Source organism: Pseudomonas sp. NPDC090752 (genome assembly GCF_055584805.1).
Genome location: NZ_JBVJLI010000003.1, coordinates 422,026 through 445,531, shown reverse-complemented (window position 1 = coordinate 445,531; position 23,506 = coordinate 422,026). Strand labels below are relative to the sequence as shown.

Annotated in this window: 20 protein-coding genes; 14 read left to right on the top strand and 6 right to left on the bottom strand. The window is 62.1% G+C overall.

Going from position 1 to position 23,506, the window contains the following annotated elements; translation table 11 throughout:
- Positions 1–59: 59 nt before the first annotated feature.
- Together tsf and rpsB are read right to left on the bottom strand one after the other, a co-directional pair.
- The gene (gene tsf / locus ACZ6YA_RS07215) at positions 60–923 is read right to left on the bottom strand and encodes a translation elongation factor Ts (protein ID WP_465896438.1); all 864 of its coding nucleotides are present in this window, start codon (positions 921–923) and stop codon (positions 60–62) included.
- A 185-nt stretch (positions 924–1,108) separates the two neighbouring features.
- Positions 1,109–1,846, bottom strand: a complete 738-nt coding sequence (gene rpsB, locus ACZ6YA_RS07210) for a 30S ribosomal protein S2 (protein ID WP_027595792.1) — start codon at positions 1,844–1,846, stop codon at positions 1,109–1,111.
- 344 nt (positions 1,847–2,190) lie between these two features.
- Between rpsB and map the strand changes: the two genes are divergently transcribed.
- Genes map through dapC form a run of 3 tightly spaced genes read left to right on the top strand, consistent with a single transcriptional unit; the run spans position 2,191 to position 6,939 of the window.
- A complete protein-coding gene (map, locus tag ACZ6YA_RS07205) occupies positions 2,191–2,973 on the top strand; it encodes a type I methionyl aminopeptidase (protein WP_465896437.1) in 783 nt (260 codons plus the stop codon).
- Between the two features lie 36 nt (positions 2,974–3,009).
- Positions 3,010–5,712, top strand: a complete 2,703-nt coding sequence (locus tag ACZ6YA_RS07200) for a [protein-PII] uridylyltransferase (RefSeq protein ID WP_465896436.1) — start codon at positions 3,010–3,012, stop codon at positions 5,710–5,712.
- 30 nt (positions 5,713–5,742) lie between these two features.
- A complete protein-coding gene (dapC, locus tag ACZ6YA_RS07195) occupies positions 5,743–6,939 on the top strand; it encodes a succinyldiaminopimelate transaminase (protein WP_465896435.1) in 1,197 nt (398 codons plus the stop codon).
- A 61-nt stretch (positions 6,940–7,000) separates the two neighbouring features.
- Here the strand turns inward: dapC and ACZ6YA_RS07190 are convergent, their stop codons facing one another.
- Both ACZ6YA_RS07190 and ACZ6YA_RS07185 read right to left on the bottom strand, forming a co-directional pair.
- Complete coding sequence (locus tag ACZ6YA_RS07190) at positions 7,001–8,647, bottom strand: Na+/H+ antiporter (RefSeq protein ID WP_465896434.1); 1,647 nt, start codon at positions 8,645–8,647, stop codon at positions 7,001–7,003.
- A gap of 255 nt (positions 8,648–8,902) precedes the next feature.
- Positions 8,903–9,868 carry an FkbM family methyltransferase gene (locus tag ACZ6YA_RS07185; RefSeq protein ID WP_465896433.1) on the bottom strand — a complete coding sequence of 322 codons (966 nt, stop codon included), beginning with the start codon at positions 9,866–9,868 and terminating at the stop codon, positions 8,903–8,905.
- Between the two features lie 245 nt (positions 9,869–10,113).
- On the opposite strand from ACZ6YA_RS07185, the gene ACZ6YA_RS07180 reads away from it, so the two are divergent.
- From ACZ6YA_RS07180 to ACZ6YA_RS07165, 4 genes are all read left to right on the top strand, one after another.
- A complete protein-coding gene (locus tag ACZ6YA_RS07180) occupies positions 10,114–10,461 on the top strand; it encodes an ArsC family reductase (RefSeq protein ID WP_181318750.1) in 348 nt (115 codons plus the stop codon).
- A gap of 31 nt (positions 10,462–10,492) precedes the next feature.
- Positions 10,493–11,527: a 2,3,4,5-tetrahydropyridine-2,6-dicarboxylate N-succinyltransferase gene (gene dapD / locus ACZ6YA_RS07175; protein WP_465896432.1), complete on the top strand. Its 1,035-nt coding sequence runs from the start codon at positions 10,493–10,495 to the stop codon at positions 11,525–11,527.
- 82 nt (positions 11,528–11,609) lie between these two features.
- Positions 11,610–12,815 (top strand): cysteine desulfurase, encoded by a 1,206-nt coding sequence (locus ACZ6YA_RS07170; protein WP_465896431.1) that lies wholly within the window; start codon positions 11,610–11,612, stop codon positions 12,813–12,815.
- Positions 12,812–13,222, top strand: coding sequence for a SufE family protein (locus ACZ6YA_RS07165; protein WP_465896430.1), 411 nt, complete (start codon positions 12,812–12,814; stop codon positions 13,220–13,222). The genes ACZ6YA_RS07170 and ACZ6YA_RS07165 overlap by 4 nt, the downstream gene beginning before the upstream one ends.
- 119 nt (positions 13,223–13,341) lie before the next feature.
- Here the strand turns inward: ACZ6YA_RS07165 and tcdA are convergent, their stop codons facing one another.
- Positions 13,342–14,151 (bottom strand): tRNA cyclic N6-threonylcarbamoyladenosine(37) synthase TcdA, encoded by an 810-nt coding sequence (tcdA, locus tag ACZ6YA_RS07160; RefSeq protein ID WP_465896429.1) that lies wholly within the window; start codon positions 14,149–14,151, stop codon positions 13,342–13,344.
- A 118-nt stretch (positions 14,152–14,269) separates the two neighbouring features.
- Here tcdA and ACZ6YA_RS07155 point away from each other — a divergent pair, with 118 nt between their 5' ends.
- The 4 genes from ACZ6YA_RS07155 (at position 14,270) to ACZ6YA_RS07140 (ending at position 19,305) form a co-directional block, all read left to right on the top strand.
- Positions 14,270–16,861 carry a glycosyltransferase gene (locus ACZ6YA_RS07155; RefSeq protein ID WP_465896428.1) on the top strand — a complete coding sequence of 864 codons (2,592 nt, stop codon included), beginning with the start codon at positions 14,270–14,272 and terminating at the stop codon, positions 16,859–16,861.
- An 85-nt stretch (positions 16,862–16,946) separates the two neighbouring features.
- Positions 16,947–18,098, top strand: a complete 1,152-nt coding sequence (dapE, locus tag ACZ6YA_RS07150) for a succinyl-diaminopimelate desuccinylase (protein ID WP_465896427.1) — start codon at positions 16,947–16,949, stop codon at positions 18,096–18,098.
- Positions 18,098–18,910 (top strand): putative RNA methyltransferase, encoded by an 813-nt coding sequence (locus tag ACZ6YA_RS07145; RefSeq protein WP_465896426.1) that lies wholly within the window; start codon positions 18,098–18,100, stop codon positions 18,908–18,910. The genes dapE and ACZ6YA_RS07145 overlap by 1 nt, the downstream gene beginning before the upstream one ends.
- A 17-nt stretch (positions 18,911–18,927) precedes the next feature.
- Positions 18,928–19,305 carry a hypothetical protein gene (locus ACZ6YA_RS07140; RefSeq protein ID WP_465896425.1) on the top strand — a complete coding sequence of 126 codons (378 nt, stop codon included), beginning with the start codon at positions 18,928–18,930 and terminating at the stop codon, positions 19,303–19,305.
- 65 nt (positions 19,306–19,370) lie between these two features.
- Here the strand turns inward: ACZ6YA_RS07140 and ACZ6YA_RS07135 are convergent, their stop codons facing one another.
- Positions 19,371–19,580: a cold-shock protein gene (locus ACZ6YA_RS07135; RefSeq protein ID WP_465896424.1), complete on the bottom strand. Its 210-nt coding sequence runs from the start codon at positions 19,578–19,580 to the stop codon at positions 19,371–19,373.
- A 231-nt stretch (positions 19,581–19,811) separates the two neighbouring features.
- On the opposite strand from ACZ6YA_RS07135, the gene plsB reads away from it, so the two are divergent.
- From plsB to ACZ6YA_RS07120, 3 genes are all read left to right on the top strand, one after another.
- A complete protein-coding gene (gene plsB, locus ACZ6YA_RS07130) occupies positions 19,812–22,298 on the top strand; it encodes a glycerol-3-phosphate 1-O-acyltransferase PlsB (RefSeq protein WP_465896423.1) in 2,487 nt (828 codons plus the stop codon).
- Between the two features lie 75 nt (positions 22,299–22,373).
- Positions 22,374–22,772, top strand: a complete 399-nt coding sequence (locus ACZ6YA_RS07125) for a YbaY family lipoprotein (RefSeq protein WP_465896422.1) — start codon at positions 22,374–22,376, stop codon at positions 22,770–22,772.
- 33 nt (positions 22,773–22,805) lie between these two features.
- Positions 22,806–23,495 (top strand): DUF4197 domain-containing protein, encoded by a 690-nt coding sequence (locus ACZ6YA_RS07120; RefSeq protein WP_465896421.1) that lies wholly within the window; start codon positions 22,806–22,808, stop codon positions 23,493–23,495.
- The last annotated feature ends 11 nt before the right edge of the window (positions 23,496–23,506 follow it).

Below are 23,506 nucleotides of genomic sequence, written 5' to 3'. Positions count from 1 at the left end.
TGACAAAGAGGCTGCGCGCGTGAGCGGGCAGCCTCTTTGGGGCGACAGACGAGGCTGTCTTACTGCTTGGCAGCAGCTACCTGAGCGGCAACTTCAGCAGCGAAGTCGTCGACCGGCTTCTCGATGCCCTCGCCTACTTTGAAGTAGGTGAAGGAAACGATTTCAGCACCGGCTTTCTTGGCCAGTTCGCCGACTTTGACTTCTGGGTTCATGACGAAGGCTTGCTCTTTCAGCGAAGCTTCGGCCTTGAACTTGGTGATACGGCCGTTGATCATGTTCTCAACGATGTTTTCCGGCTTGCCAGCGATCTTGTCGGCATTGAGCTGCAGGAATACGTTCTTCTCGCGCTCGATGGCTTCAGCGGAGATTTCCGAAGCATCCAGGAACTCTGGGTTCGACGCTGCAACGTGCATGGCGATGTTCTTGGCCAGCTCGACGTCACCGCCTTTCAGGACAACGACGGCACCGATCTTGTTACCGTGCAGGTAAGCACCGACAACATCACCTTCAACGCGCGCCAGGCGGCGGATGTTGACGTTCTCGCCGCACTTGGCGACCAAGGCTTCACGAGCAGCTTCACGCGAGGCGATCAGCGGGGCAGCGTCGGTCAGCTTCTGAGCGAAGGCTTCTTCGAGGCTTTCGGCCACGAAGTTCTTGAAGTCGTCTTGCAGGGCCAGGAAGTCGGTCTGCGAGTTCACTTCCAGCAGAACGGCGGATTGACCGTCGGTCTTGACCGCGATAGCGCCTTCAGCAGCGACGTTGCCAGCCTTTTTGGCGGCCTTGATGGCGCCCGAGGCACGCATGTCGTCAATGGCTTTTTCGATGTCGCCGCCGGCCTTTTCCAGGGCCTTTTTGCAATCCATCATGCCTTCGCCGGTACGCTCGCGCAGTTCTTTGACCAGCGCTGCAGTAATTGCTGCCATTTCAAAATCCTCTTGGAAAGTTTTTCAACCATTCCACCCGCTCATCACGGGCGTTCAATTCTGCGAATCCGCTGTGGTTATCTCAGCTGACCCATGATGCGGGGCCGTTGCTGACAGCAGGATTTCAAGGTGGCAAAAAGGGGGCAAAGCCCCCTTTTTGCGTGCCAAGTAGACGCTAGCGCCTATTACTCAGCAGCAGGTGCAGCCGCTTCTTCAGCGTAGACTTCGGTGCCGCCGGCAACGTTGTTGCGGCCGCGGATGATGGCGTCGGCCATCGAAGTCATGTACAGCTCGATGGCGCGGATGGCGTCGTCGTTGCCTGGGATGATGTAATCAACACCTTCCGGGCTGCTGTTGGTATCGACAACGCCGATAACCGGGATGCCCAGCTTGTTGGCTTCGGTGATAGCAATGCGCTCGTGGTCAACGTCGATCACGAACAGGGCATCAGGCAGGCCGCCCATGTCCTTGATACCACCCAGGCTGCGGTCCAGCTTTTCCAGATCGCGCGAACGCATCAGGGCTTCTTTCTTGGTCAGCTTGGCAAAGGTGCCATCTTCGGCCTGGGTTTCCAGGTCGCGCAGACGCTTGATCGAAGCACGGATGGTTTTGTAGTTGGTCAGCATGCCGCCCAACCAGCGGTGGTCAACGTATGGCGAACCGGCACGAGCAGCTTGCTCGGCGACGATCTTGCCGGCGGAACGCTTGGTGCCGACGAACATGATCTTGTTCTTGCCCTGAGCCAGACGCTCTACGAAAGCCAGAGCTTCGTTGAACATTGGCAGGGTTTTTTCCAGGTTGATGATGTGGATCTTGTTACGCGCGCCGAAAATGTACTTGCCCATTTTCGGGTTCCAGTAACGGGTCTGGTGGCCGAAGTGCACACCGGCCTTCAGCATATCGCGCATGTTGACTTGGGACATGATAGTTCCTTGATAAGTCGGGTTGGGCCTCCACGTATCCCAATGACCAACCACGAATCCTAGGACTCGCGGCACCCAGGTCATCGTGTCGACACGTGTGTGGGTTTAGGCTTACGGGGTCGTCCCCGAAAGCGGCGCATTTTATACCACAGACCGCGAACGAACGGAACCCGGTTGAGCACACGTCCGTCAGCGGCTTTTGCAGCACCCTGTCAAACAGGCCAAAATGCCTTCTATAGACAGCAGCATGTCCGGCTTTATCCCGACAGAATGCCGCCCTGCTCTGCTAGAATCCGGCCTTTCCCGTTTGTTAGCGCCGCCTGCGGCGCCGTAGAGAGCCTGTAATGACCGTTACCATCAAGACCGCAGAAGACATCGAGAAGATGCGCATCGCCGGCCGCCTGGCCGCCGAAGTGCTGGAAATGATCGAAGAGCACGTCAAGCCCGGTGTCACCACCGAAGAGCTTGATCGTCTTTGCCACGATTACATCGTCAATGTCCAGCAGGCCATTCCGGCCCCCCTCAACTACAAAGGCTACCCGAAGTCGATCTGCACCTCGATCAACCATGTGGTCTGCCATGGCATTCCCAACGAGAAGCCGCTCAAAGACGGCGACACGCTGAACATCGACGTCACCGTTATCAAGGACGGCTACCACGGCGACACCAGCCGCATGTTCCATGTCGGCAGCGTGCCAGCATGGGCCGAACGCCTGTCGAAAATCACCCAGGAATGCATGTACAAGGCCATCGAACTGGTCAAGCCGGGCTGCCGCCTGGGCGACATCGGTGAAGTGATCCAGAAGCACGCCGAAAAGAACGGCTTCTCCGTAGTCCGTGAGTTCTGCGGCCACGGTATCGGCAAGGTCTTCCACGAAGAGCCGCAGATCCTCCACTACGGCCGTGCCGGTACCGGTATGGAACTCAAAGAAGGCATGACCTTTACCATCGAGCCGATGATCAACCAGGGCAAAGCCGACACCAAGGTACTGGGCGACGGCTGGACCGCTATCACCAAGGACCGCAAGCTCTCGGCCCAGTGGGAACACACCCTGGTAGTGACCGCCACCGGCTACGAGATCTTCACCCTGCGCAAGGACGACACCATCCCGCGCACCTCGGCCTGATTTCACGCCAAGGCCTCCAAGACAGGAACGCGATGCATGCCCCAGGTGGACCCCGAGCTGTTCGACCCCGGTCAGTTCCAGGCGGAATTGGCCCTCAAGGCGAGCCCCATCCCTGCCTTCAAGAAAGCCATCCGCCAGGCGGGCGAGGTGCTCGACAAGCGTTTTCGCGATGGCCGTGAAATCCGTCGCTTGATCGAGGACCGCGCCTGGCTGGTCGACAACATCCTGCAGCAGGCGTGGAAGCAGTTCGACTGGGGCGACAGCAGTGGCATCGCCCTGGTCGCATGCGGTGGTTATGGGCGCGGTGAGCTGCACCCGCATTCAGATATCGACCTGCTGATTCTACTCGGTGCCGCCGAGCACGAGCAGTACCGCGATGCGATCGAGCGCTTTCTGACCCTGTTGTGGGACATTGGCCTGGAAGTGGGTCAGAGCGTACGCACGGTCGACGAATGCGCCGAACAAGCGCGCGCCGACCTGACGGTCATCACCAACATGATGGAAAGCCGCACCGTCGCCGGCCCCGAGGCCTTGCGCCAGCGCATGCTGGAGGTGATCAGCACCGCGCACATGTGGCCGAGCAAGGAGTTCTTCCTGGCCAAGCGCGCCGAGCTCAAGGCCCGGCACCACAAGTACAACGACACCGAATACAACCTCGAACCCAATGTCAAAGGTTCGCCCGGTGGCCTGCGCGACATCCAGACAGTGCTCTGGGTGGCCCGCCGCCAGTACGGCACCCTGAACCTGCATGCCCTCGCCGGCGAGGGTTTCCTGCTGGAAAGCGAGAACGAACTGTTGGCGTCCTCCCAGGATTTCCTGTGGAAGGTACGCTACGCCCTGCACATGCTCGCCGGCCGCGCCGAGGACCGCCTGCTGTTCGACCACCAGCGCAGCATCGCCACTTTGCTGGGCTACAGCGATGAAAATCCCAAGCGCGCCATCGAACAGTTCATGCAGCAGTACTATCGGGTGGTGATGAGCATCAGCCAGCTGTGCGACCTGATCATCCAGCACTTCGAGGAAGTGATCCTCGCCGACGACGACAGCGGCACCACCCAGCCGCTGAACGCGCGCTTCCGCCTGCACGACGGTTATATCGAAGCAGTCAGCCCGCATGTGTTCAAACGCACGCCGTTCGCCATGCTGGAGATTTTCGTGCTGATGGCCCAACACCCGGAAATCAAGGGTGTGCGTGCCGACACCGTGCGCCTGCTGCGCGAGCACCGGCACCTGATCGACGACACCTTCCGCAACGATATCCGCAACACCAGCCTGTTCATCGAGCTGTTCAAGTGCGAAATCGGTATCCACCGCAACCTGCGGCGGATGAATCGCTATGGCATCCTCGGCCGCTATTTGCCGGAGTTCGGCCTGATCGTCGGGCAGATGCAGCATGACCTGTTCCACATTTATACGGTCGATGCGCACACCCTCAACCTGATCAAGCACCTGCGCAAACTGCAGTACACGCCGGTTTCCGAAAAATTCCCGCTGGCCAGCAAACTCATGGGCCGCTTGCCCAAGCCCGAGCTGATCTACCTGGCCGGGCTTTATCACGACATCGGCAAAGGCCGCCAGGGCGACCATTCCGAGCTCGGCGCGGTGGACGCGCAGCGGTTCTGCGAACGCCACCAGCTGCCGGCCTGGGACAGCCGCTTGATCGTCTGGCTGGTGCTCAACCATCTGGTAATGTCGACCACCGCCCAGCGCAAGGACCTGTCCGACCCGCAGGTGATCAATGACTTCGCCCTGCACGTGGGCGACGAGACGCGCCTGGATTACCTCTACGTGCTGACCGTGGCCGACATCAACGCCACCAACCCCAGTCTTTGGAACTCCTGGCGCGCCAGCCTGTTGCGCCAGCTCTACACCGAGACCAAACGCGCCCTGCGCCGGGGCCTGGAAAACCCACTGGACCGCGAAGAGCAGATCCGCCAGACGCAGAGCGCGGCGCTGGACATCCTGGTCCGCGAAGGCACCGACCCGGACGACGTCGAACAACTCTGGTCGCAGCTGGGCGACGATTACTTCCTCAAGCACAACGCGGCCGACGTGGCGTGGCACACTGACGCCATCCTTCAGCAGCCAGCCGACGGCGGGCCGTTGGTGCTGATCAAGGAAACCACTCAGCGCGAGTTCGAAGGCGGCACGCAGATCTTCATCTATGCCCCCGATCAGCATGACTTCTTTGCCGTGACCGTGGCAGCCATGTCGCAGCTCAACCTGAACATCCATGACGCGCGGATCATCACCTCGAGCAGCCAGTTCACCCTCGACACCTACATCGTGCTCGACAACGACGGCGGCTCTATTGGCGACAACCCACAGCGGGTCAAACAGATTCGCGATGGCCTCACCGAAGCGCTGCGAAACCCCGAGGACTATCCGACCATCATCCAACGTCGGGTGCCGCGCCAGCTCAAGCACTTCGACTTCCCGCCGCAGGTGACCATCCTCAACGATGCCCAGCGCCCGGTAACCATCCTCGAAATCACTGCCCCCGACCGCCCCGGCCTGCTGGCGCGTCTCGGGCGAATTTTCCTGGAGTTCGACCTGTCGCTGCAGAACGCCAAGATCGCCACCCTCGGCGAGCGCGTGGAAGACGTGTTCTTCATCACCGATGCCGACAACCAGCCGCTGTCCGACCCGCAACTGTGCAGCCGCCTGCAGGAAGCCATCGTGCAACAGCTGCAGGCCGGCCAGGCCAGCGACGCCAGCCCCACCCGCGTGACCTTTTAACGATTAGACGATTGACGAGACCTTGCGCCGATGAACCATGCCTTGACCCAGCTGCAGCCTTACCCGTTCGAGAAACTCCGCGCCCTGCTGGGCAGCGTGAAGCCTGCGGCGGACAAGCGCGCCATCGCCTTGTCGATCGGCGAACCGAAGCACGAATCGCCGGCGTTCGTCGCCCAGGCCATGGCCGACAACCTCGACAAGCTGGCGGTCTACCCGAGCACCATCGGCCTGCCGGCCTTGCGCCAGGCCATCGGCCAATGGTGTGAACGCCGCTTCGGCGTGCCCACTGGCTGGCTGGATGCCGACCGCCACATCCTGCCGGTCAACGGCACCCGGGAAGCACTGTTCGCCTTCACCCAGGCCGTGGTCAACCGCGCGGACGACGGCCTGGTGGTCAGCCCCAACCCGTTCTACCAGATCTACGAAGGTGCTGCCCTGCTCGCCGGTGCCACGCCGCATTACCTGCCGTGTCTGGAAGACAATGGTTTCAACCCTGACTTCGATGCCGTACCCGCTGAAGTCTGGCAGCGTTGCCAGATCCTGTTCCTGTGCTCGCCGGGCAACCCGACCGGCGCACTGGTGCCGATGGACACCCTCAAAAAGCTGATCGCACTGGCCGACGAGCACGATTTCGTGATCGCCGCCGACGAGTGCTACAGCGAGCTGTATTTCGACGAAGATGCGCCACCACCCGGCCTGCTCACCGCCTGCGCGGAGCTTGGCCGCAGTGACTTCAAGCGCTGCGTGGTGTTCCACAGCCTGTCCAAGCGTTCCAACTTGCCGGGGCTGCGTTCGGGCTTTGTCGCAGGTGACGCCAGCATCATCAAGCCGTTCCTGCTCTACCGCACCTACCACGGCTGCGCCATGCCGGTACAAACTCAGCTGGCCAGCATCGCCGCCTGGCAGGACGAAGCGCATGTGCGCGAGAACCGCGACCAGTACCGCGCCAAGTACGATGCCGTGTTGGATATCCTGCAGCCGGTGATGGATGTGCAGCGGCCGGATGGCAGCTTCTACCTGTGGGCCAAGGTGCCGGGCGATGATGCCGCGTTCACCCGCGACCTGTTCGAAGCCCAGCACGTGACCGTGGTGCCGGGGTCGTACCTGTCGCGTGAAGTGGAGGGTGTGAACCCTGGCGCCGGCCGGGTGCGCATGGCGCTGGTTGCGCCATTGGCCGAATGCATCGAGGCGGCGGAGCGGATTCGCGCATTCCTGCAAAACCGCTGATTGTCCTGGGGCCGCTCTGCGGCCCATTAGCGGGCGGTGCTGCGAAGGCAACACCGCCGACTTATTTGACCGCCCCCAGATTCGCCTCACTCATATCCAACTCCCCCAACACCTGCCGCACCACCTCATCACCCACTTCATGCTGGCGATGAAGGTTGTACAGCTCCAGCCGCTGCGCCCGCAGCGCACGCAAGCGCAAGCGGCGCTCGAGCAAGTCCATCTGTTCAGCCAGGGCCCTGGCTTCGGCCGTGTCATTGAAACTATCCAGCTCATCCCGATACTCCGCCATCAACCTGGCCTTGAGTTCGGTAGCCATGGTCGCCTGTGCCGCATCTTGTGGCGCACTGGCATCGATTACCTCCTCGGCCTCCAATGCATGGATCGCGGCCTCGACCGTACGCCGCCAGGCATCCTGGACCTCCTGATGCAGCCGCTCGTCCGGGCTCTTGGTGATCCCCCGCAACAAGATTGGCAACGCGATACAGGCACTGATCAACGACAACAGAATCACCCCTGCGGCGATGAATATCAGCAAGTCACGCTCAGGGAACGCCTGACCCGCACCGATCAGCAATGGCACCGACATCACACCCGCCAGCGTCACAGCGCCGCGTACCCCACCCAATGTCAGCAGCCAACAGGAACGAGCGGTGGGCATCAGCACCAGCGCCGGCTTGCCGCGCCAGCGACGTACCACACCGATCGCCCGCCAGATGCTTTGAACCCAAACGAAACGCAGCAGGATCAATGCAGCGAAGATCGCCAGCACATCCAGGCAGCGCCAGGCCAAGGTTGGCCAGACGGTCGCCTCGTGGCTGACCACGGCCTTGATGATGTCTGGCAGCTGCAGTCCCAGAAGCAGGAAGATCAGGCCGTTGAACGCGAACTCCAGGAGCGACCACACGCTGCGGTTCAGCAACCGGGTACTGGTCTGACGCGGCAGCAGATCAAGCCAGCTCTGCATCATCCCGGCCGCCACCGCCGAGAGAATGCCCGACACGCCCAGGCGTTCAGCCAAGACATAAGCGGCGAACGGTAGCAGTAACATGAACACCACATGGGTAGCTGGATCATCCCAGCCGCGGGCAATCATCCAGGTGCGCAGCCGGCCGATCAGCCAGCTCAGGGCAACGCCCACCGTCAAGCCGCCGAGGGCAACCAGGACAAAACTGAAGCTGGCATCAGCCAGTGAAAATGCGCCCGTGATGGCCGCGACCAAGGCGAATTTGAAGGTTACCAGGCCAGTCGCGTCGTTCATCAGCGCCTCGCCCTGGAGCATGTGCATCAGCGGGGTGGGCAGGCGTTCCTGAGCGATGGCCGAGACCGCCACGGCGTCAGTTGGCGACAACACAGCGGCGAGGGCGAAGGCCACCGGCAGCGGAATACTCGGCAGCAGCCAGTGGATGAAGTACCCGGCACCGACAACGGTGAACAGTACCAGCCCCACGGCAAGAGCCACAACCGGACCGCGAATGCGCCACAGTTCGCGTTTGGGGATACGCCAGCCATCGGCGAACAGCAGCGGCGGCAGGAACAGGAAGAGGAATAGTTCAGGATCCAGGGCCACGTGAAGGCCCAGCGTTGGCCAGGCCAGCAGCGCACCCGCGGCGATTTGTACCAGTGGCAAAGGCAGCGGCACTATCCGCCCGACCAGTTTCGACACGCTGACCAAGGTCAGCAAGATAAGGACGGTATAGGCGGACTGCATCCGTGAAGGCTTCCTTTGTGAATCAAAATCGACAGCGGGCGAAATCATCGCCATTGAAACAATATGTTAGCGGTGAGTAGCGATCTGGGGCTCCTGCACAATAGTCGAGCCTGGCGCACGAATATGTAACACAATGATACTGCCAAGGGCAGGCATGAAGGGAGGGAGGGAGCGTATTAGCGCAAATGGGTCAGACAGAGCCAAACCCGGCATTGCCCCCTTCAATACAATCAACCGGGCAACCTGCAAATTGTTTCAAACCGCGGCAGCTACTTCGGCATCCTGGGTACTCATGACCGCAGGTGACACAAGCCCCAATTCAGCGTCGGTCATGTTTGTCAGGTACCGGTCAGGGTAGATGGCGTGAATCGTGCGAAGCCCTAGTTTCTCGACTTCCACCATGACCTGATCAACGTGCTGCTCGAAGACCTCAACCTGCAGCACCACTTTGTTGTTCAGTACGGTTTGCCTCATGCCACGCAACACCTGCGCCTCGTGCCCCTCCACATCGAGTTTCATCAGAATGTGACGCCCCGTATGCTTAATGACCGAATCGATCGGGATCGCGTCGACCTCATAGCCTTCAAAACCTTCCTCCCAGCCGATAACGCTCGCGCCCGCGCGGTTACCTTCAGGGTGTGTGGTGCTGTCGCGGAACTTCAAAACGGCGTGAGCCTCAGAAACGGCATTGTTGATCGCTGTGATCCTGCCACCCGCCTTGTTTAGAAACAGGTTGGCTTGAAGTTGCGAGAAATTATGCCGATCGGCCTCGAACGCAAACTGCTCGGCAAAGACCCCTGACTTCATGGCAAGGAACGAATACAACCCCCAATACGAACCAATATCCAGAAACAGGGGGTTGTCGAATTTGCGAAACAGCTCCGTCAGCTGCGCGATGTAGGCCAGTTGCTCAGGCTCCCATGTACCCGACTCAATCACGCAGCGATCCACAAGCGAGGAGTTGTCGAGCAAAAGAGTCAGGCCCAGCCGGTCATGCAAAACGATATCGCGCAAAGGCAACTCGGCGGGTGGGGCAGCAGGCCGGGCGGCCTCGGAAATTGCGCCCTGAACAGCCACGAGGGCATTCTCAACGCCAACCATACCTTCGCGGATTGCATCACGCTGCAAGGTCTGAAAGTTCACGACCGCATGATTGATATTGAGCAGCGCGGTGTAGGCGCGGGTCAATTGTCGAAACGGGGTGATATCGGTAATTGGCATGCGTCTCTCTCGAAGTCATTTTCGTTTTATGGATCGACGGTCGTTGAGCTTAGTCCACGCTAGCCGAACGCGCACAGCGTCTGTCCGGGCACCGCTTGACCCAGGTAACCGAAGCTCGATCTCATAGGCATTGCAAACTTCAAGGCAAGCACACCCGTGGCGCTCAACCCATCGTTCCCGCATAATCCCGCGACTGACAATTGAACATGGAGAGATTGAGGCAGCCTGTGGCCTCAATGCACACAATGACCCACACGCTCTACGGCATCAAAGCCTGCGACACCATGAAAAAGGCGCGTACCTGGCTCGAAGACAAAGCCATCGCCTACGAATTCCACGACTACAAGACCCAAGGCATCGACCGTGACAGCCTGAACCGCTGGTGCGACGAACACGGCTGGGAAGTCATCCTCAACCGTGCCGGCACCACGTTCCGCAAGCTCGACGACGCCAGCAAGGCCGACCTCGACCAGGCCAAAGCCGTCGAATTGATGCTGGCCCAGCCGTCGATGATCAAGCGCCCTGTGCTCGACCTTGGCGCGCGCACCCTGGTCGGCTTCAAGCCAGACCTGTACGCCGCCGCGCTGGCCTGAGCCCCTACCCTATTTCGCACGAGGTAATCACATGTCCAATACCCTGTTCAGCCTGGCCTTCGGTGTCGGCTCCCAGAACCGCCAGGGCACCTGGCTGGAAGTGTTCTACGCACAACCGCTGCTCAAACCGAGCGCCGAGCTGGTCGCCGCCGTTGCGCCGATCCTCGGTTATGAAGGCGGCAACCAGGCCATCAGCTTCAGCAATGGCCAGGCCGCGCAACTGGCCGAAGCCCTGAAAGGCGTCGATGCCGCCCAGGCCGCCCTGCTGACCCGCCTGGCCGAAAGCCACAAGCCGCTGGTCGCCACCCTGCTGGCCGAAGACACAGCCTTGAGCTCGACGCCAGAGGCCTACCTCAAGCTGCACCTGCTGTCGCACCGTCTGGTCAAGCCGCACGGCCTGAGCCTGGCCGGTATCTTCCCGCTGCTGCCGAACGTCGCCTGGACCAATCAGGGCGCGGTCGACCTGGCCGAGTTGGCCGAGCTGCAGCTGGAAGCGCGCCTGAAGGGCGAGCTGCTGGAAGTGTTCTCGGTGGACAAATTCCCGAAAATGACCGACTACGTGGTCCCGGCCGGCGTGCGTATCGCCGACACCGCCCGTGTGCGCCTGGGCGCCTACATCGGCGAAGGCACCACCATCATGCACGAAGGCTTCGTCAACTTTAACGCCGGCACCGAAGGCCCTGGCATGATCGAAGGCCGCGTCTCGGCGGGCGTCTTCGTCGGCAAGGGCTCGGACCTGGGCGGCGGTTGCTCGACCATGGGTACCCTGTCCGGCGGCGGCAATATCGTGATCAAGGTTGGCGAAGGCTGCCTGATCGGTGCCAACGCCGGTATCGGCATCCCACTGGGCGACCGCAACACCGTCGAAGCCGGCCTGTACATCACCGCTGGCACCAAGGTGAACCTGCTCGACGAAAACAACGAGCTGGTGAAAGTGGTCAAGGCCCGTGACCTGGCCGGCCAGACCGACCTGCTGTTCCGCCGCAACTCGCTGAACGGCGCCGTCGAGTGCAAGACGCACAAATCGGCGATCGAGTTGAACGAGGCGCTGCACGCCCACAACTGAAAACCCCCCACGGGTTCGAAGTGTTAAGATCGGGTCTGGCGCACTCACGCCAGACCCGATTTTCATTCCAGGCCCCGTGATCATGTTCCAGCCCTCCCCCTGGCGTGCCGATTTCCCCGCCATCGCCGCTCTGCAACGGCAGCACCAGACGTACCTGGATAGCGCCGCGACCACCCAGAAACCCCAGGCCCTACTCGATGCCCTGAGCCATTACTACGGCCACGGTGCGGCCAATGTGCACCGTGCCCAGCACCTGCCCGGCGCGCTGGCGACTCAGGCGTTCGAAGCCAGCCGCGACAAGGTTGCCGCCTGGCTCAATGCTGCCGAGTCGCGGCAAATCATCTTTACTCACGGCGCTACCTCGGCACTGAACCTGCTGGCCTATGGTCTGGAACATCGCTTCGAGGCCGGGGACGAAATTGCTGTCAGCGCCCTGGAGCACCACGCCAACCTGCTGCCCTGGCAGCAACTGGCACAGCGGCGCAACGTGCGCCTGGTGGTGCTGCCCGTGAACGCGCTTGGCAGCATCGACCTCAACCAGGCCCTGCAGCTGATCGGCCCGCGCACACGGGTGCTGGCCGTCAGCCAGTTGTCCAATGTGCTCGGTACCTGGCAACCACTGCCGGCCTTGCTGGCCCATGCCCGCGCCCAAGGCGCACTGACCGTGGTCGATGGTGCCCAAGGGGTGGTGCATGGTCGTCACGATGTGCAGCAGTTGGATTGTGACTTCTACGTGTTCTCCAGCCACAAGTTGTACGGCCCGGAAGGGGTCGGCGTGCTTTATGGTCGCCCGCAGGCGCTGGCGCTGCTGCGTCACTGGCAGTTTGGCGGTGAGATGGTGCAATTGGCTGACTACCAGAGTGCCAGCTTCCGCCCCGCCCCGCTTGGGTTCGAGGCAGGCACACCACCGATCGCCGGGGTGATCGGCCTGGGTGCGACCCTCGATTATCTGGCCAGCCTCGATGCCATGGCCGTCGAAAGCCATGAATCAAGCCTGCATCAGCACCTGCTTCGTGGGTTGGCCGACCGGGAAGGCGTGCGGGTTCTCGGTACCCCGCAGGCGGCCCTGGCCAGCTTCGTGATCGACGGCGTGCACAACGCCGACATCGCTCACCTTTTGACCGAGCAAGGCATTGCCGTGCGTGCAGGCCACCACTGCGCCATGCCGTTGCTCAAAGGGCTGGGATTGGAGGGCGCTATTCGGGTGTCGCTTGGTCTGTACAACGACAGCGAGGACCTGCAGCGTTTCTTCGAGGCACTCGACCAGGGTCTGGAGCTGCTGCGGTGAGCCTGCCCTCTTCCGCCCAGGAAGCCCTGGAACGTTTCGAGCAGGCCCGCGGCTGGGAACAGCGTGCGCGGCTGCTGATGCAGATGGGCGATCGCCTGGAGCCGCTGAGCGATGCGGAAAAATCCGAAGGCAACCGCGTCCACGGCTGTGAAAGCCTGGTGTGGCTGGTTGCTGAGCAGCAAGAGGGTCAATGGCAGTTCAAGGCCGGCAGCGATGCGCGGTTATTGCGCGGGCTGCTGGCGTTGTTGCTGCTGCGGGTGCAAGGGCTCGACAGCAACCAACTGGCGCAGCTGGATGTGCGCGAGTGGTTTACCCGGCTGGGGCTGGAGCGGCAGTTGTCGCCATCGCGCAGCAACGGGTTGCATGCGGTGTTGCAGCGGATGGCGGAGCTGGTTTCAGCCAGTTGAACAGCGCTGAATGCTTCGCGGGCAAGCCCGCTCCCACAGAGTCCGCGCTGATCTGAAGGGCTGCGCAGTCCTTGTGGGATCGGGCTTGCCCGCGAAGCGATCACCGCAAGTTCCACGCCTTACTCAGGCTTGACCCGCTCCGACGGCCGCCGTGCGCCGGCCACCAGTTTTTCTACCGCCTTGCTGGCGGCCACCATGCCGAAGGTTGCGGTGACCATCATCACCGCGCCAAAACCTCCCGAGCAGTCCAGGCGCACGCCCTCACCGACGAAGCTCTTCTGCAGGCACACGCTGCCATCGCCTTTGGGGTAGCGCAGCTGTTCGCTGGAGAACACACACGCCACGCCATAGTTGCGGCTGACGTTGCGCGAGAAGTTGTAATCGCGGCGCAAGGTCGAGCGCACGCGGGACGCCAACGGGTCGTTGAAGGTCTTGTTGAGGTCGCCGACCTGGATCTGCGTCGGGTCGATCTGCCCGCCCGCGCCGCCGGTGGTGACCACGGCAATCTTGCGGCGCTTGCACCAGGCAATCAGCGCGGCCTTGGCCATCACACTGTCGATACAGTCGATCACCGCATCCATCGCTTCGGTGATGTACTCGGCCATGGTCTCGCGGGTGACGAAATCAGCCACCGCGTGCACCGTGCACGCCGGGTTGATCGCCCGCAAGCGCTCGGCCATCACCTCGACCTTGGGCCGCCCTACCTGACCTTCGAGGGCATGGGCCTGGCGGTTGGTGTTGCTGACACAGACGTCGTCCAGATCGAACAGGGTGATCTCGCCCACGCCACTGCGGGCCAGCGCCTCGGCGGCCCACGAGCCGACCCCGCCGATGCCGACGACTGCCACATGGGCCTGGCTCAGGCGTTGCAGCCCCTGGTCGCCATACAGCCGGGCAACGCCGGCGAAGCGTGGATCTTCTGTGCTCATGCTCATACCTCAAAAAACCGGCACGCATTATAGGCCAGTGGGCTCACGGCCTCCATCGTTAGGAAAGAGACTACGAACCCTGCTTTAATGTCCTATCGCTTTTCAGATTTGGACGACCATGTCTTCACGAAAATTCGGCTTGAACCTGGTGGTGGTTCTGGCCATCGCTGCCTTGTTCACCGGGTTCTGGGCGCTGATCAACCGCCCGGTGTCCGCCCCCGCGTGGCCCGAGCAGATTTCAGGCTTCTCCTATTCGCCGTTTCGCCTGGGCGAAAGTCCACAGAAAGGGCAATACCCCAGCGATGACGAGATGCGTCAGGACCTGGAGCAGCTGAGCAAACTGACCGATAGCGTGCGCATCTACACCGTGGAAGGCACTCAGGCGGACATCCCGCGCCTGGCCGAAGAATTTGGCCTGCGGGTGACGCTGGGAATCTGGATCAGCCCGGACCTGGAGCGCAACGAACGTGAAATCGCCACCGCCATCCAGTTGGCCAACACCTCGCGCAGCGTGGTACGGGTGGTGGTCGGCAACGAGGCGTTGTTCCGTGAGGAGGTCACGCCCGAGAACCTGATCAAGTACCTGGACCGGGTACGCGCAGCGGTCAAGGTGCCCGTGACCACCAGTGAGCAATGGCATATCTGGAAGGAAAACCCGGAAATAGCCAAGCATGTCGACCTGATTGCCGCGCACATCTTGCCCTATTGGGAATTCGTGCCCATGAAGGATTCGGTCGAGTTCGTACTTGATCGCGCACGTGAGCTGAAACAGCAATTCCCACGCAAACCCCTGCTGCTCTCGGAAGTCGGCTGGCCGAGCAATGGCCGCATGCGCGGTGGCGCCGACGCCACCCAGGCGGACCAGGCCATCTACCTGCGGACCCTGGTCAATACCCTCAACCGGCGCGGCTACAACTACTTCGTCATCGAAGCCTATGATCAGCCGTGGAAGGCCAGTGATGAAGGCTCGGTTGGCGCCTATTGGGGCGTGTACAACGCCGAGCGCCAGCAGAAGTTCAACTTCGAAGGCCCCGTGGTGGCGATTCCGCAGTGGCGTGCCCTGGCGGTGGCCTCGGTGGTGCTGGCGATGATTGCCCTGATGGTGCTGTTCATCGACGGTTCAGCCCTGCGCCAGCGCGGCCGCACGTTCCTGACGTTCATTACTTTCCTGTGCGGGTCGGTGCTGGTGTGGATCGCCTACGACTACAGCCAGCAATACAGCACCTGGTTCAGCCTGACCGTTGGCGTGCTGCTGGCGCTCGGTGCACTCGGTGTATTCATCGTGCTGCTGACCGAAGCCCACGAACTGGCCGAGGCCGTGTGGATACACAAGCGTCGCCGCGAATTCCTTCCGGTACAAGGCGACAGCGCCTACCGACCCAAGGTCTCGGTGCATGTGCCGTGCTACAACGAGCCGCCGGAGATGGTCAAACAGACCCTCGATGCCCTCGCCGCACTGGACTACCCCGATTACGAAGTGCTGGTAATCGACAACAACACCAAGGACCCGGCCGTGTGGGAACCGCTCAAGGCCCACTGCGAGAAACTCGGCGAGCGCTTCAAGTTCTTCCATGTGGCGCCATTGGCCGGTTTCAAGGGCGGTGCGCTGAACTACCTGCTGCCGCACACCGCCAAGGATGCCGAAGTGATCGCAGTCATCGACTCGGACTACTGCGTCGACCGCAACTGGCTCAAGCACATGGTGCCGCACTTCGCCGACCCGAAAATCGCCGTGGTGCAGTCGCCACAGGACTACCGCGACCAGCATGAAAGCGCCTTTAAAAAGCTCTGCTACAGCGAGTACAAGGGCTTCTTCCATATCGGCATGGTCACCCGCAACGACCGCGACGCGATCATCCAGCACGGCACCATGACCATGACCCGACGCACGGTTCTGGAAGAGCTGGGCTGGGCCGAATGGTGCATCTGCGAGGATGCCGAGCTGGGCCTGCGCGTCTTCGAAAAAGGCCTGTCGGCCGCCTACGCCCACAACAGCTACGGCAAGGGCCTGATGCCCGACACCTTCATCGACTTCAAGAAGCAACGTTTCCGCTGGGCCTACGGCGCGATCCAGATCATCAAGCACCACGCCGCCGCGTTGCTGCGCGGCAAGGGCAGCGAGCTGACCCGTGGCCAGCGCTATCACTTCCTGGCCGGCTGGCTGCCGTGGGTCGCCGATGGCATGAACATCTTTTTCACCGTCGGCGCACTGCTGTGGTCGGCGGCGATGATCATCGTGCCCCACCGGGTCGACCCGCCGCTGATGATCTTCGCCATCCCGCCGCTGGCGCTGTTCTTCTTCAAGGTCGGCAAGATCATCTTCCTCTACCGCCGGGCGGTGGGGGTCAACCTCAAGGATGCCTTCGCTGCTGCGTTGGCGGGGCTGGCGCTGTCGCACACCATCGCCAAGGCGGTGCTCTATGGGTTCTTCACCAGCAGCATGCCGTTCTTCCGCACACCGAAGAATGCCGACAGCCATGGGCTGCTGGTGGCGATTTCCGAAGCACGGGAAGAGCTGTTCATCATGCTGCTGTTGTGGGGCGCAGCGGCCGGGATCTACCTGGTACAAGGGCTGCCAAGCTCGGACATGCGCTTCTGGGTGGCCATGCTGCTGGTGCAGTCGTTGCCGTACCTGGCGGCATTGGTGATGGCGTTTCTGTCTTCCCTGCCCAAGCCAAGTGACCGCGTGGTTGAAGCCCAGGCGACCTGATCGGCAGGGGCCGCTGCGCGGCCCCTTGCTTTGATATAAGATAACGCCCCTCGTTTTTCCGCCTTGCCTTGCCCCGGAGTTCCCCATGACGGCCCCAGCCGAGCTCTCGCCTACCCTTCAACTGGCCTGCGACCTGATCCGTCGCCCCTCGGTCACCCCCGTCGACGCCGACTGCCAGGCGCAGATGATGAATCGCCTGGGCGCCGTGGGCTTCCAGCTCGAACCGATGCGCATCGAGGACGTCGACAACTTCTGGGCCACCCATGGCAGCCAGGAAGGCCCGGTGCTGTGCTTCGCCGGCCACACCGACGTGGTCCCCACCGGCCCGGTGCAACAGTGGCAGCATGAGCCGTTCGAAGCGCTGATCGACGCTGATGGCATGCTCTGCGGCCGTGGCGCTGCCGACATGAAAGGCAGCCTGGCCTGCATGGTGGTGGCCAGCGAGCGCTTCGTGCAGGATTATCCGAACCACCGCGGCAAGGTCGCCTTCCTGATCACCAGCGACGAAGAAGGCCCGGCCCATCATGGCACCAAGGCGGTGGTCGAGCGCCTGGTCGCACGCAACGAGCGCCTGGACTGGTGCATCGTCGGCGAACCGTCGAGCACCACGTTGCTCGGTGACGTGGTCAAGAACGGCCGCCGCGGCTCGCTCGGCGCCAAGCTGACCGTGCGCGGCAAACAGGGCCACGTGGCCTACCCGCACCTGGCGCGCAACCCGATCCACCTGGCTGCGCCCGCATTGGCGGAGCTGGCCGCCGAGCACTGGGACGAAGGCAACGCGTTCTTCCCACCGACCAGCTTCCAGATCTCCAACCTCAATTCCGGCACCGGCGCCACCAACGTGGTACCGGGCGACCTGACCGCGCTGTTCAACTTCCGTTTCTCCACCGAGTCGACGGTCGAAGGGCTGCAGGCACGGGTGTCGGCCATCCTCGACAAGCACGCGCTGGACTGGTCGATCGATTGGGCGCTGTCGGGCCTGCCGTTCCTGACCGAACCGGGTGAATTGCTGGATGCCGTGTCGGCGAGCATCATGGGCGTTACCGGCCGCGAAACCCAAGCGTCCACCAGCGGTGGCACCTCGGACGGCCGCTTCATTGCCACCATGGGTACGCAAGTGGTCGAGCTGGGCCCGGTCAATGCGACCATTCACCAAGTCGACGAACGCATCCTGGCCAGCGACCTCGACCTGCTGACCGAGATCTACTACCAGACCCTGGTCCGGTTGCTCGCCTGATGCTCGCCTGCCCTATCTGCCAGGCGGCCCTGACGCGGCTCGACAACGGCGTGGTGTGCCCAGCCGGCCACCGCTTCGACCGTGCTCGCCAGGGTTACCTGAACTTGCTGCCGGTGCAGCACAAGAACAGCCGCGACCCAGGCGACAACCAGGCCATGGTCGAAGCACGTCGCGACTTCCTCGACGCCGGTCACTACGCCCCGGTGGCCCGCCGCCTGGCGGAACTGGCCGCCGAGCGCCAGCCCGGCGCCTGGCTCGACATCGGTTGCGGCGAAGGTTACTACACCGCGCAACTGGCCCAGGCTCTGCCACAGGCTGACGGCTACGCCCTGGATATCTCCCGCGAAGCCGTCAAGCGCGCCTGTCGCCGTGATCCTGCAGTCACCTGGATGGTCGCCAGCATGGCCCGCGTACCGCTGGCCGACGCTAGCTGCCAGTTCATCGCCAGCGTGTTCAGCCCGCTGGACTGGGCCGAGGCCAAGCGCCTGCTCAGCCCAGGCGGCGGATTGATGCGGGTCGGCCCGACCAGCGGTCACCTGATGGAACTGCGCGAAGTGCTCTACGATGAAGTACGCCCTTACGCCGACGACAAGCACCTAGCCCTGGTTCCTGAGGGCATGGTCCACGCCCACGGCGAAACCCTCGAGTTCCGCTTGAGCCTGGCCGCCCCCAAGGCCCGCGCCGACCTGCTGGCGATGACCCCGCACGGCTGGCGTGCCAGCGCCGAGAAGCGTGCGCAGGTGATCGACCAGCCTGAGCCGTTCGAGGTCACGGTTTCCATGCGTTATGACTATTTCGTGCGCCAAGACTGAGCACACACGGAGCCCTTATGCGCCAACCTGATATCGAGATTTACCTGAAGGACGCCGACGTCGACCACAAGCAGATTGCCCAGTGGCTGAACGAAGCAATCGGTCCGTGCAGCGAATGGCAGCAGAAAGGCCAGACCTTCAAATGCCATGCCGGTAACATTCCGGTCACTTGGTTACCCAAGGCTGTAGGAAAATGGAACAGTCTGTTCCTGGAAAGTGACCAGACTCCATGGGACGATGACATCGCCTGCGCCCGCGCCGCGTTCGCCGCACTGGGCGTGGAAGTGCGCTGCGCGCCGGGTGGTTGGGTCGAGGAACAGGGCGAGGAAGATGCCGACCGCTGGGTCCGCATCAGCGCCGACGGTGAAGAGGAGATCACCTGGCGCACCAGCTGAAAATGGGTCGCATCAGGCTGCAAGTCACACGGTCAACTTGCAGCTTGAGGCGTATCAGACGAGGCTCAGAGCCCTACTACGTCCTCAGCTTGCAGGCCTTTCTGGCCCTGCACGCAGGAGTACTCGACCTGCTGCCCTTCGACCAGGGTACGATGCCCCTCACCGCGGATCGCCCGATAGTGGACGAATACATCCGCACCACCTTCGCGTTGAATGAAGCCAAAGCCCTTGGCATCGTTGAACCACTTTACATTCCCAGTCTCACGAGACGACATCTGAACTACTCCGGATTTTTATTGTGAAGATCGCCTTGCAGACACAGGGTTTCCTCCCTGTGCCGACGCCGCTTACCGAAATATCCTGCAAGTGGCAGGCCGAGTATATGACACAGAACAAAGATTTTTCATGACCACCGCGCCATTTGCAGGTTTTTGCTGAACTTACGCAGATACGGCAGACTAACTGATTGCACACTCACTAAAAATCATACCCAGGGCACTCACCCCATGACCCGTTCTCCCCTGCGCCGCCTGATCTTCGGCGCTCTGCGTCGCCTGTTGTACCTGTGGGTGCGCTCCGAGACCATCAACCAGTCGGCCATGCGCCTGCAGCTCGACCGCAGCCGCCCGGTGTTCTACGCCCTGCCTTCGCCATCGCTCACCGACCTGGCCGTGCTCGACCACGAGTGCACCAAAGCGGGGCTGCCACGCCCGGTGCTACCGGTGGCTGTCGGCTCACTGCACGAACCTGCCGGCTTCTTCTACCTCACCCCGGAGCCAGACTGGCTTGGCCGCCACGACAAGCGCGGCGCCCCACCGACCCTGGAGCGGGTGATCGGGGCGGTCAACCAGCACCCCGAGGAAGACGCGCAGATCATTCCGGTCAGCGTGTTCTGGGGCCAGACCCCGGCCAGCGAATCCAGCCCGTGGAAGCTGCTGTTCGCCGACAGCTGGGCGGTTACCGGGCGCCTGCGCCGGCTGTTGACCATCCTGATCCTCGGGCGCAAGACGCGTGTGCAATTTTCCGCACCGATCCACGTACGCGAACTGGTGCAGCACAACAAAGGCCACGAACGTACCGTGCGCATGGCCCAGCGCCTGATGCGCGTGCACTTTCGCAACCTCAAGACCGCCGTGATCGGCCCGGACATCTCGCATCGACGCAACCTGGTCAAAGGCCTGGTGCATGCGCCGATGGTGCGCCAAGCCATCAGCGACGAAGCGCAACGGGAGAACATCCCGGTGGCCAAGGCCGAGGCGCAAGCGCTGCGCTATGGCAATGAGATCGCCTCGGACTACACCTACACCGCCATCCGCTTCCTCGAAGTGGTGCTCAGCTGGTTCTGGAACAAGATCTACGACGGTATCAAGGTCAACCACATCGAGCAGGTGCAGGGCATCGCGCCAGGCCACGAAGTGATCTACGTGCCCTGCCACCGCAGCCACATCGACTACCTGCTGCTGTCCTACCTGCTGTTCCGCAATGGCCTGACGCCGCCGCACATCGCCGCCGGCATCAACCTCAACATGCCGGTGATCGGCGGCCTGCTGCGCCGCGGCGGCGCCTTCTTCATGCGCCGTACGTTCAAGGGCAACCCGCTGTACACTGCGGTGTTCAACGAATACCTGCACACCTTGTTCACCAAGGGCTTCCCGGTCGAATACTTTGTCGAGGGCGGGCGCTCGCGTACAGGGCGCATGCTGCAGCCGCGCACCGGGATGCTGGCGATCACCCTGCGCAGTTTCCTGCGCTCATCGCGCACGCCGATCGTCTTCGTGCCGGTATACATCGGCTACGAGCGGGTATTGGAAGGCCGCACCTACCTGGGTGAACTGCGCGGGGCCAGCAAGAAGAAAGAGTCGATCTTCGACATCTTCAAGGTCATCGGCGCGCTGAAGCAGCGCTTCGGCCAGGTTTACGTCAACTTTGGCGAGCCAATCCGCCTGGCGGGCTTCCTCGACCAGCAGCAACCCGGTTGGCGCGAGCAGGCACTTGGCCCGCAATTCCGCCCAGCCTGGCTAAATGAGACCACCACGCGCCTGGGCGAAACCGTGGCCCGTCACCTCAACGAGGCGGCGGCGGTCAACCCGGTCAATCTGGTGGCCCTGGCGCTGCTGTCCACCAGCCGGCTGGCGCTCGACGAAAGCGCCCTGACCCGCGTGCTCGACCTGTACCTGGCGTTGCTGCGCAAGGTCCCTTACTCCGAACACACCACCTTGCCGGACGGTGACGGCCGGAGCCTCATCGAACACGTCAGGGGCATGGACCTGCTGGCCGAACAGAAAGATGCCCTCGGCCGCATTCTCTATCTGGATGAGGCCAACGCGGTATTGATGACCTACTACCGCAACAATGTGCTGCACATCTTTGCCTTGCCGGCGTTGCTGGCGAGCTTCTTCCACAGCAGCTCGCGGATGAGCCGTGAACTGCTCGGCCAGTATGTGCATGCGCTGTATCCCTACCTGCAGGCCGAGTTGTTCCTGCGCTGGGCACCCGAGCAACTGGACGAGGTCATCGATCAGTGGCTGACGGCGCTGGTCGAACAGGGCCTGCTGCGCCAGGAAGGCCACACTTACATTCGCCCGGCACCGAGCTCGCGCCAGTTCGTCTTGTTGACCCTGCTCGCCCGCACCATCACTCAAACCCTGCAGCGCTTCTACATGGCCACCTCACTGCTGCTCAACAGTGGCCAGAACACCTTGAGCGCCGAAGCGTTGGAAGACCTTTGCGTGATGATGGCGCAGCGCTTGTCGATCCTGCATGGCCTCAACGCCCCGGAGTTCTTCGACAAGACCCTGTTCCGCCACTTCATTCAGACCTTGATCGAGCAGGGCGTGCTGCGTCCGGACAGCAATGGCAAGCTCGGCTACCACGACAAGCTGGGCGAACTCGCCGAGGGTGTGGCCAAGCGCGTGCTGTCGGCCGAGCTGCGGCTGTCGATCCGCCAAGTCGCGCTGCACCGCGAGGACTCACTGGCAACGGCAACCCTTTAAGGCTTCATCGTCGGGGAAAATCCGCTAAAGTCGTGGGGTTGGTCACAAGCCAACCCCACGGACAACGGAGATTCCATGAAAAAGCTCGTAATGCTGTGTTGCGCATCCCTGCTCGCAGCCTGTTCAAGCCACACCCCATCGACCCAGGCAAGCCTGGATGGCGAAGTCTTCTACTTGCAGCGCATCGCCCTGCCGCCCGCCGCCACCCTGAGCGTCGAACTGCAAGATGTGTCGCTGATGGACGCCCCTGCCGTGACTCTGGCGCGCCAGGCCGGCCCAGTCAAAGGCAATGTACCGCTGCCGTTCCACCTCACCTACGACCCCGCTCAGGTCAAACCCGGCCACCGCTACGCGGTCAGCGCACGCATCGAACTAGACGGCAAGCTGCTGTTCATCAACACCGAACACCACGGCATCAAGCTCGATGGCAGCGATACGCAGCCCGTACGGATCAAAGTCGATCCCGTACGCTGAGATACGCCCACTTCTGTTGAAAAGGAACGCTTCATGATTCGCTCCTCCCTGCGCTTCACCACCCTGTGCGCCGGCCTGCTGCTGTCCGCCAGCGCCCTGGCCCTGTCGCTGGGCGACTTGACCCAGAAAGACGCCACCGGCGGTTTGAAAGACGCCCTCACCCAAGGTGCACAGGTCGCCGTCAAGCAACTGAGCACACCGGGCGGTTTCAGCAACAACCCGGACGTGCGCATCGAACTGCCAGGCAACCTCGGCAAGGCCGCCAAGGCCATGAAAATGTTCGGCAAAGGTGACCAGGTCACGGCCTTGGAAGACAGCATGAACAAGGCGGCCGAGGCGGCGGTACCGCAAGCCCAGGCGATCTTGGTGGATGCGGTGAAGAACATGAGCGTGACCGATGCCAAGGGCATTCTCAGCGGGGGCGATGATTCGGCCACTCAGTACCTGAACAAGAGCAGCCGCGAGCAGATCCGCGCCAAGTTCCTGCCGATCGTCAAGGCGGCGACCGACAAGGTGGGCGTGGTTCAGCAGTACAACAGCTTTGCCGGCCAGGCATCAGCGCTTGGCTTGGGTGACGCGAAAAGCGCCAATGTCGAGAGCTATGTAACCGAAAAAGCCCTGGATGGCTTATTTGAAATGATCGCCAAGCAAGAGCAGGGCATTCGCCAGAACCCGGCCCAAGCTGCTACCAGCCTGGCCAAGAAGGTGTTCGGAGCCCTCTGATGGCAATGGGG

Excerpts from the sequence above, each read along its gene's own strand:
- dapE (WP_465896427.1), top strand. The coding sequence starts at position 16,947 with ATGACGGCCCCAGCCGAGCTCTCGCCTACCCTTCAACTGGCCTGCGAC.
- ACZ6YA_RS07190 (WP_465896434.1), bottom strand. The coding sequence starts at position 8,647 with ATGCAGTCCGCCTATACCGTCCTTATCTTGCTGACCTTGGTCAGCGTG.
- rpsB (WP_027595792.1), bottom strand. The coding sequence starts at position 1,846 with ATGTCCCAAGTCAACATGCGCGATATGCTGAAGGCCGGTGTGCACTTC.
- ACZ6YA_RS07145 (WP_465896426.1), top strand. The coding sequence starts at position 18,098 with ATGCTCGCCTGCCCTATCTGCCAGGCGGCCCTGACGCGGCTCGACAAC.
- ACZ6YA_RS07120 (WP_465896421.1), top strand. The coding sequence starts at position 22,806 with ATGATTCGCTCCTCCCTGCGCTTCACCACCCTGTGCGCCGGCCTGCTG.
- ACZ6YA_RS07135 (WP_465896424.1), bottom strand. The coding sequence starts at position 19,580 with ATGTCGTCTCGTGAGACTGGGAATGTAAAGTGGTTCAACGATGCCAAG.
- ACZ6YA_RS07200 (WP_465896436.1), top strand. The coding sequence starts at position 3,010 with ATGCCCCAGGTGGACCCCGAGCTGTTCGACCCCGGTCAGTTCCAGGCG.
- map (WP_465896437.1), top strand. The coding sequence starts at position 2,191 with ATGACCGTTACCATCAAGACCGCAGAAGACATCGAGAAGATGCGCATC.
- tsf (WP_465896438.1), bottom strand. The coding sequence starts at position 923 with ATGGCAGCAATTACTGCAGCGCTGGTCAAAGAACTGCGCGAGCGTACC.
- ACZ6YA_RS07125 (WP_465896422.1), top strand. The coding sequence starts at position 22,374 with ATGAAAAAGCTCGTAATGCTGTGTTGCGCATCCCTGCTCGCAGCCTGT.
- tcdA (WP_465896429.1), bottom strand. The coding sequence starts at position 14,151 with ATGAGCACAGAAGATCCACGCTTCGCCGGCGTTGCCCGGCTGTATGGC.
- dapC (WP_465896435.1), top strand. The coding sequence starts at position 5,743 with ATGAACCATGCCTTGACCCAGCTGCAGCCTTACCCGTTCGAGAAACTC.
- dapD (WP_465896432.1), top strand. The coding sequence starts at position 10,493 with ATGTCCAATACCCTGTTCAGCCTGGCCTTCGGTGTCGGCTCCCAGAAC.
- ACZ6YA_RS07170 (WP_465896431.1), top strand. The coding sequence starts at position 11,610 with ATGTTCCAGCCCTCCCCCTGGCGTGCCGATTTCCCCGCCATCGCCGCT.
- ACZ6YA_RS07185 (WP_465896433.1), bottom strand. The coding sequence starts at position 9,868 with ATGCCAATTACCGATATCACCCCGTTTCGACAATTGACCCGCGCCTAC.
- ACZ6YA_RS07180 (WP_181318750.1), top strand. The coding sequence starts at position 10,114 with ATGACCCACACGCTCTACGGCATCAAAGCCTGCGACACCATGAAAAAG.
- ACZ6YA_RS07155 (WP_465896428.1), top strand. The coding sequence starts at position 14,270 with ATGTCTTCACGAAAATTCGGCTTGAACCTGGTGGTGGTTCTGGCCATC.
- ACZ6YA_RS07140 (WP_465896425.1), top strand. The coding sequence starts at position 18,928 with ATGCGCCAACCTGATATCGAGATTTACCTGAAGGACGCCGACGTCGAC.
- plsB (WP_465896423.1), top strand. The coding sequence starts at position 19,812 with ATGACCCGTTCTCCCCTGCGCCGCCTGATCTTCGGCGCTCTGCGTCGC.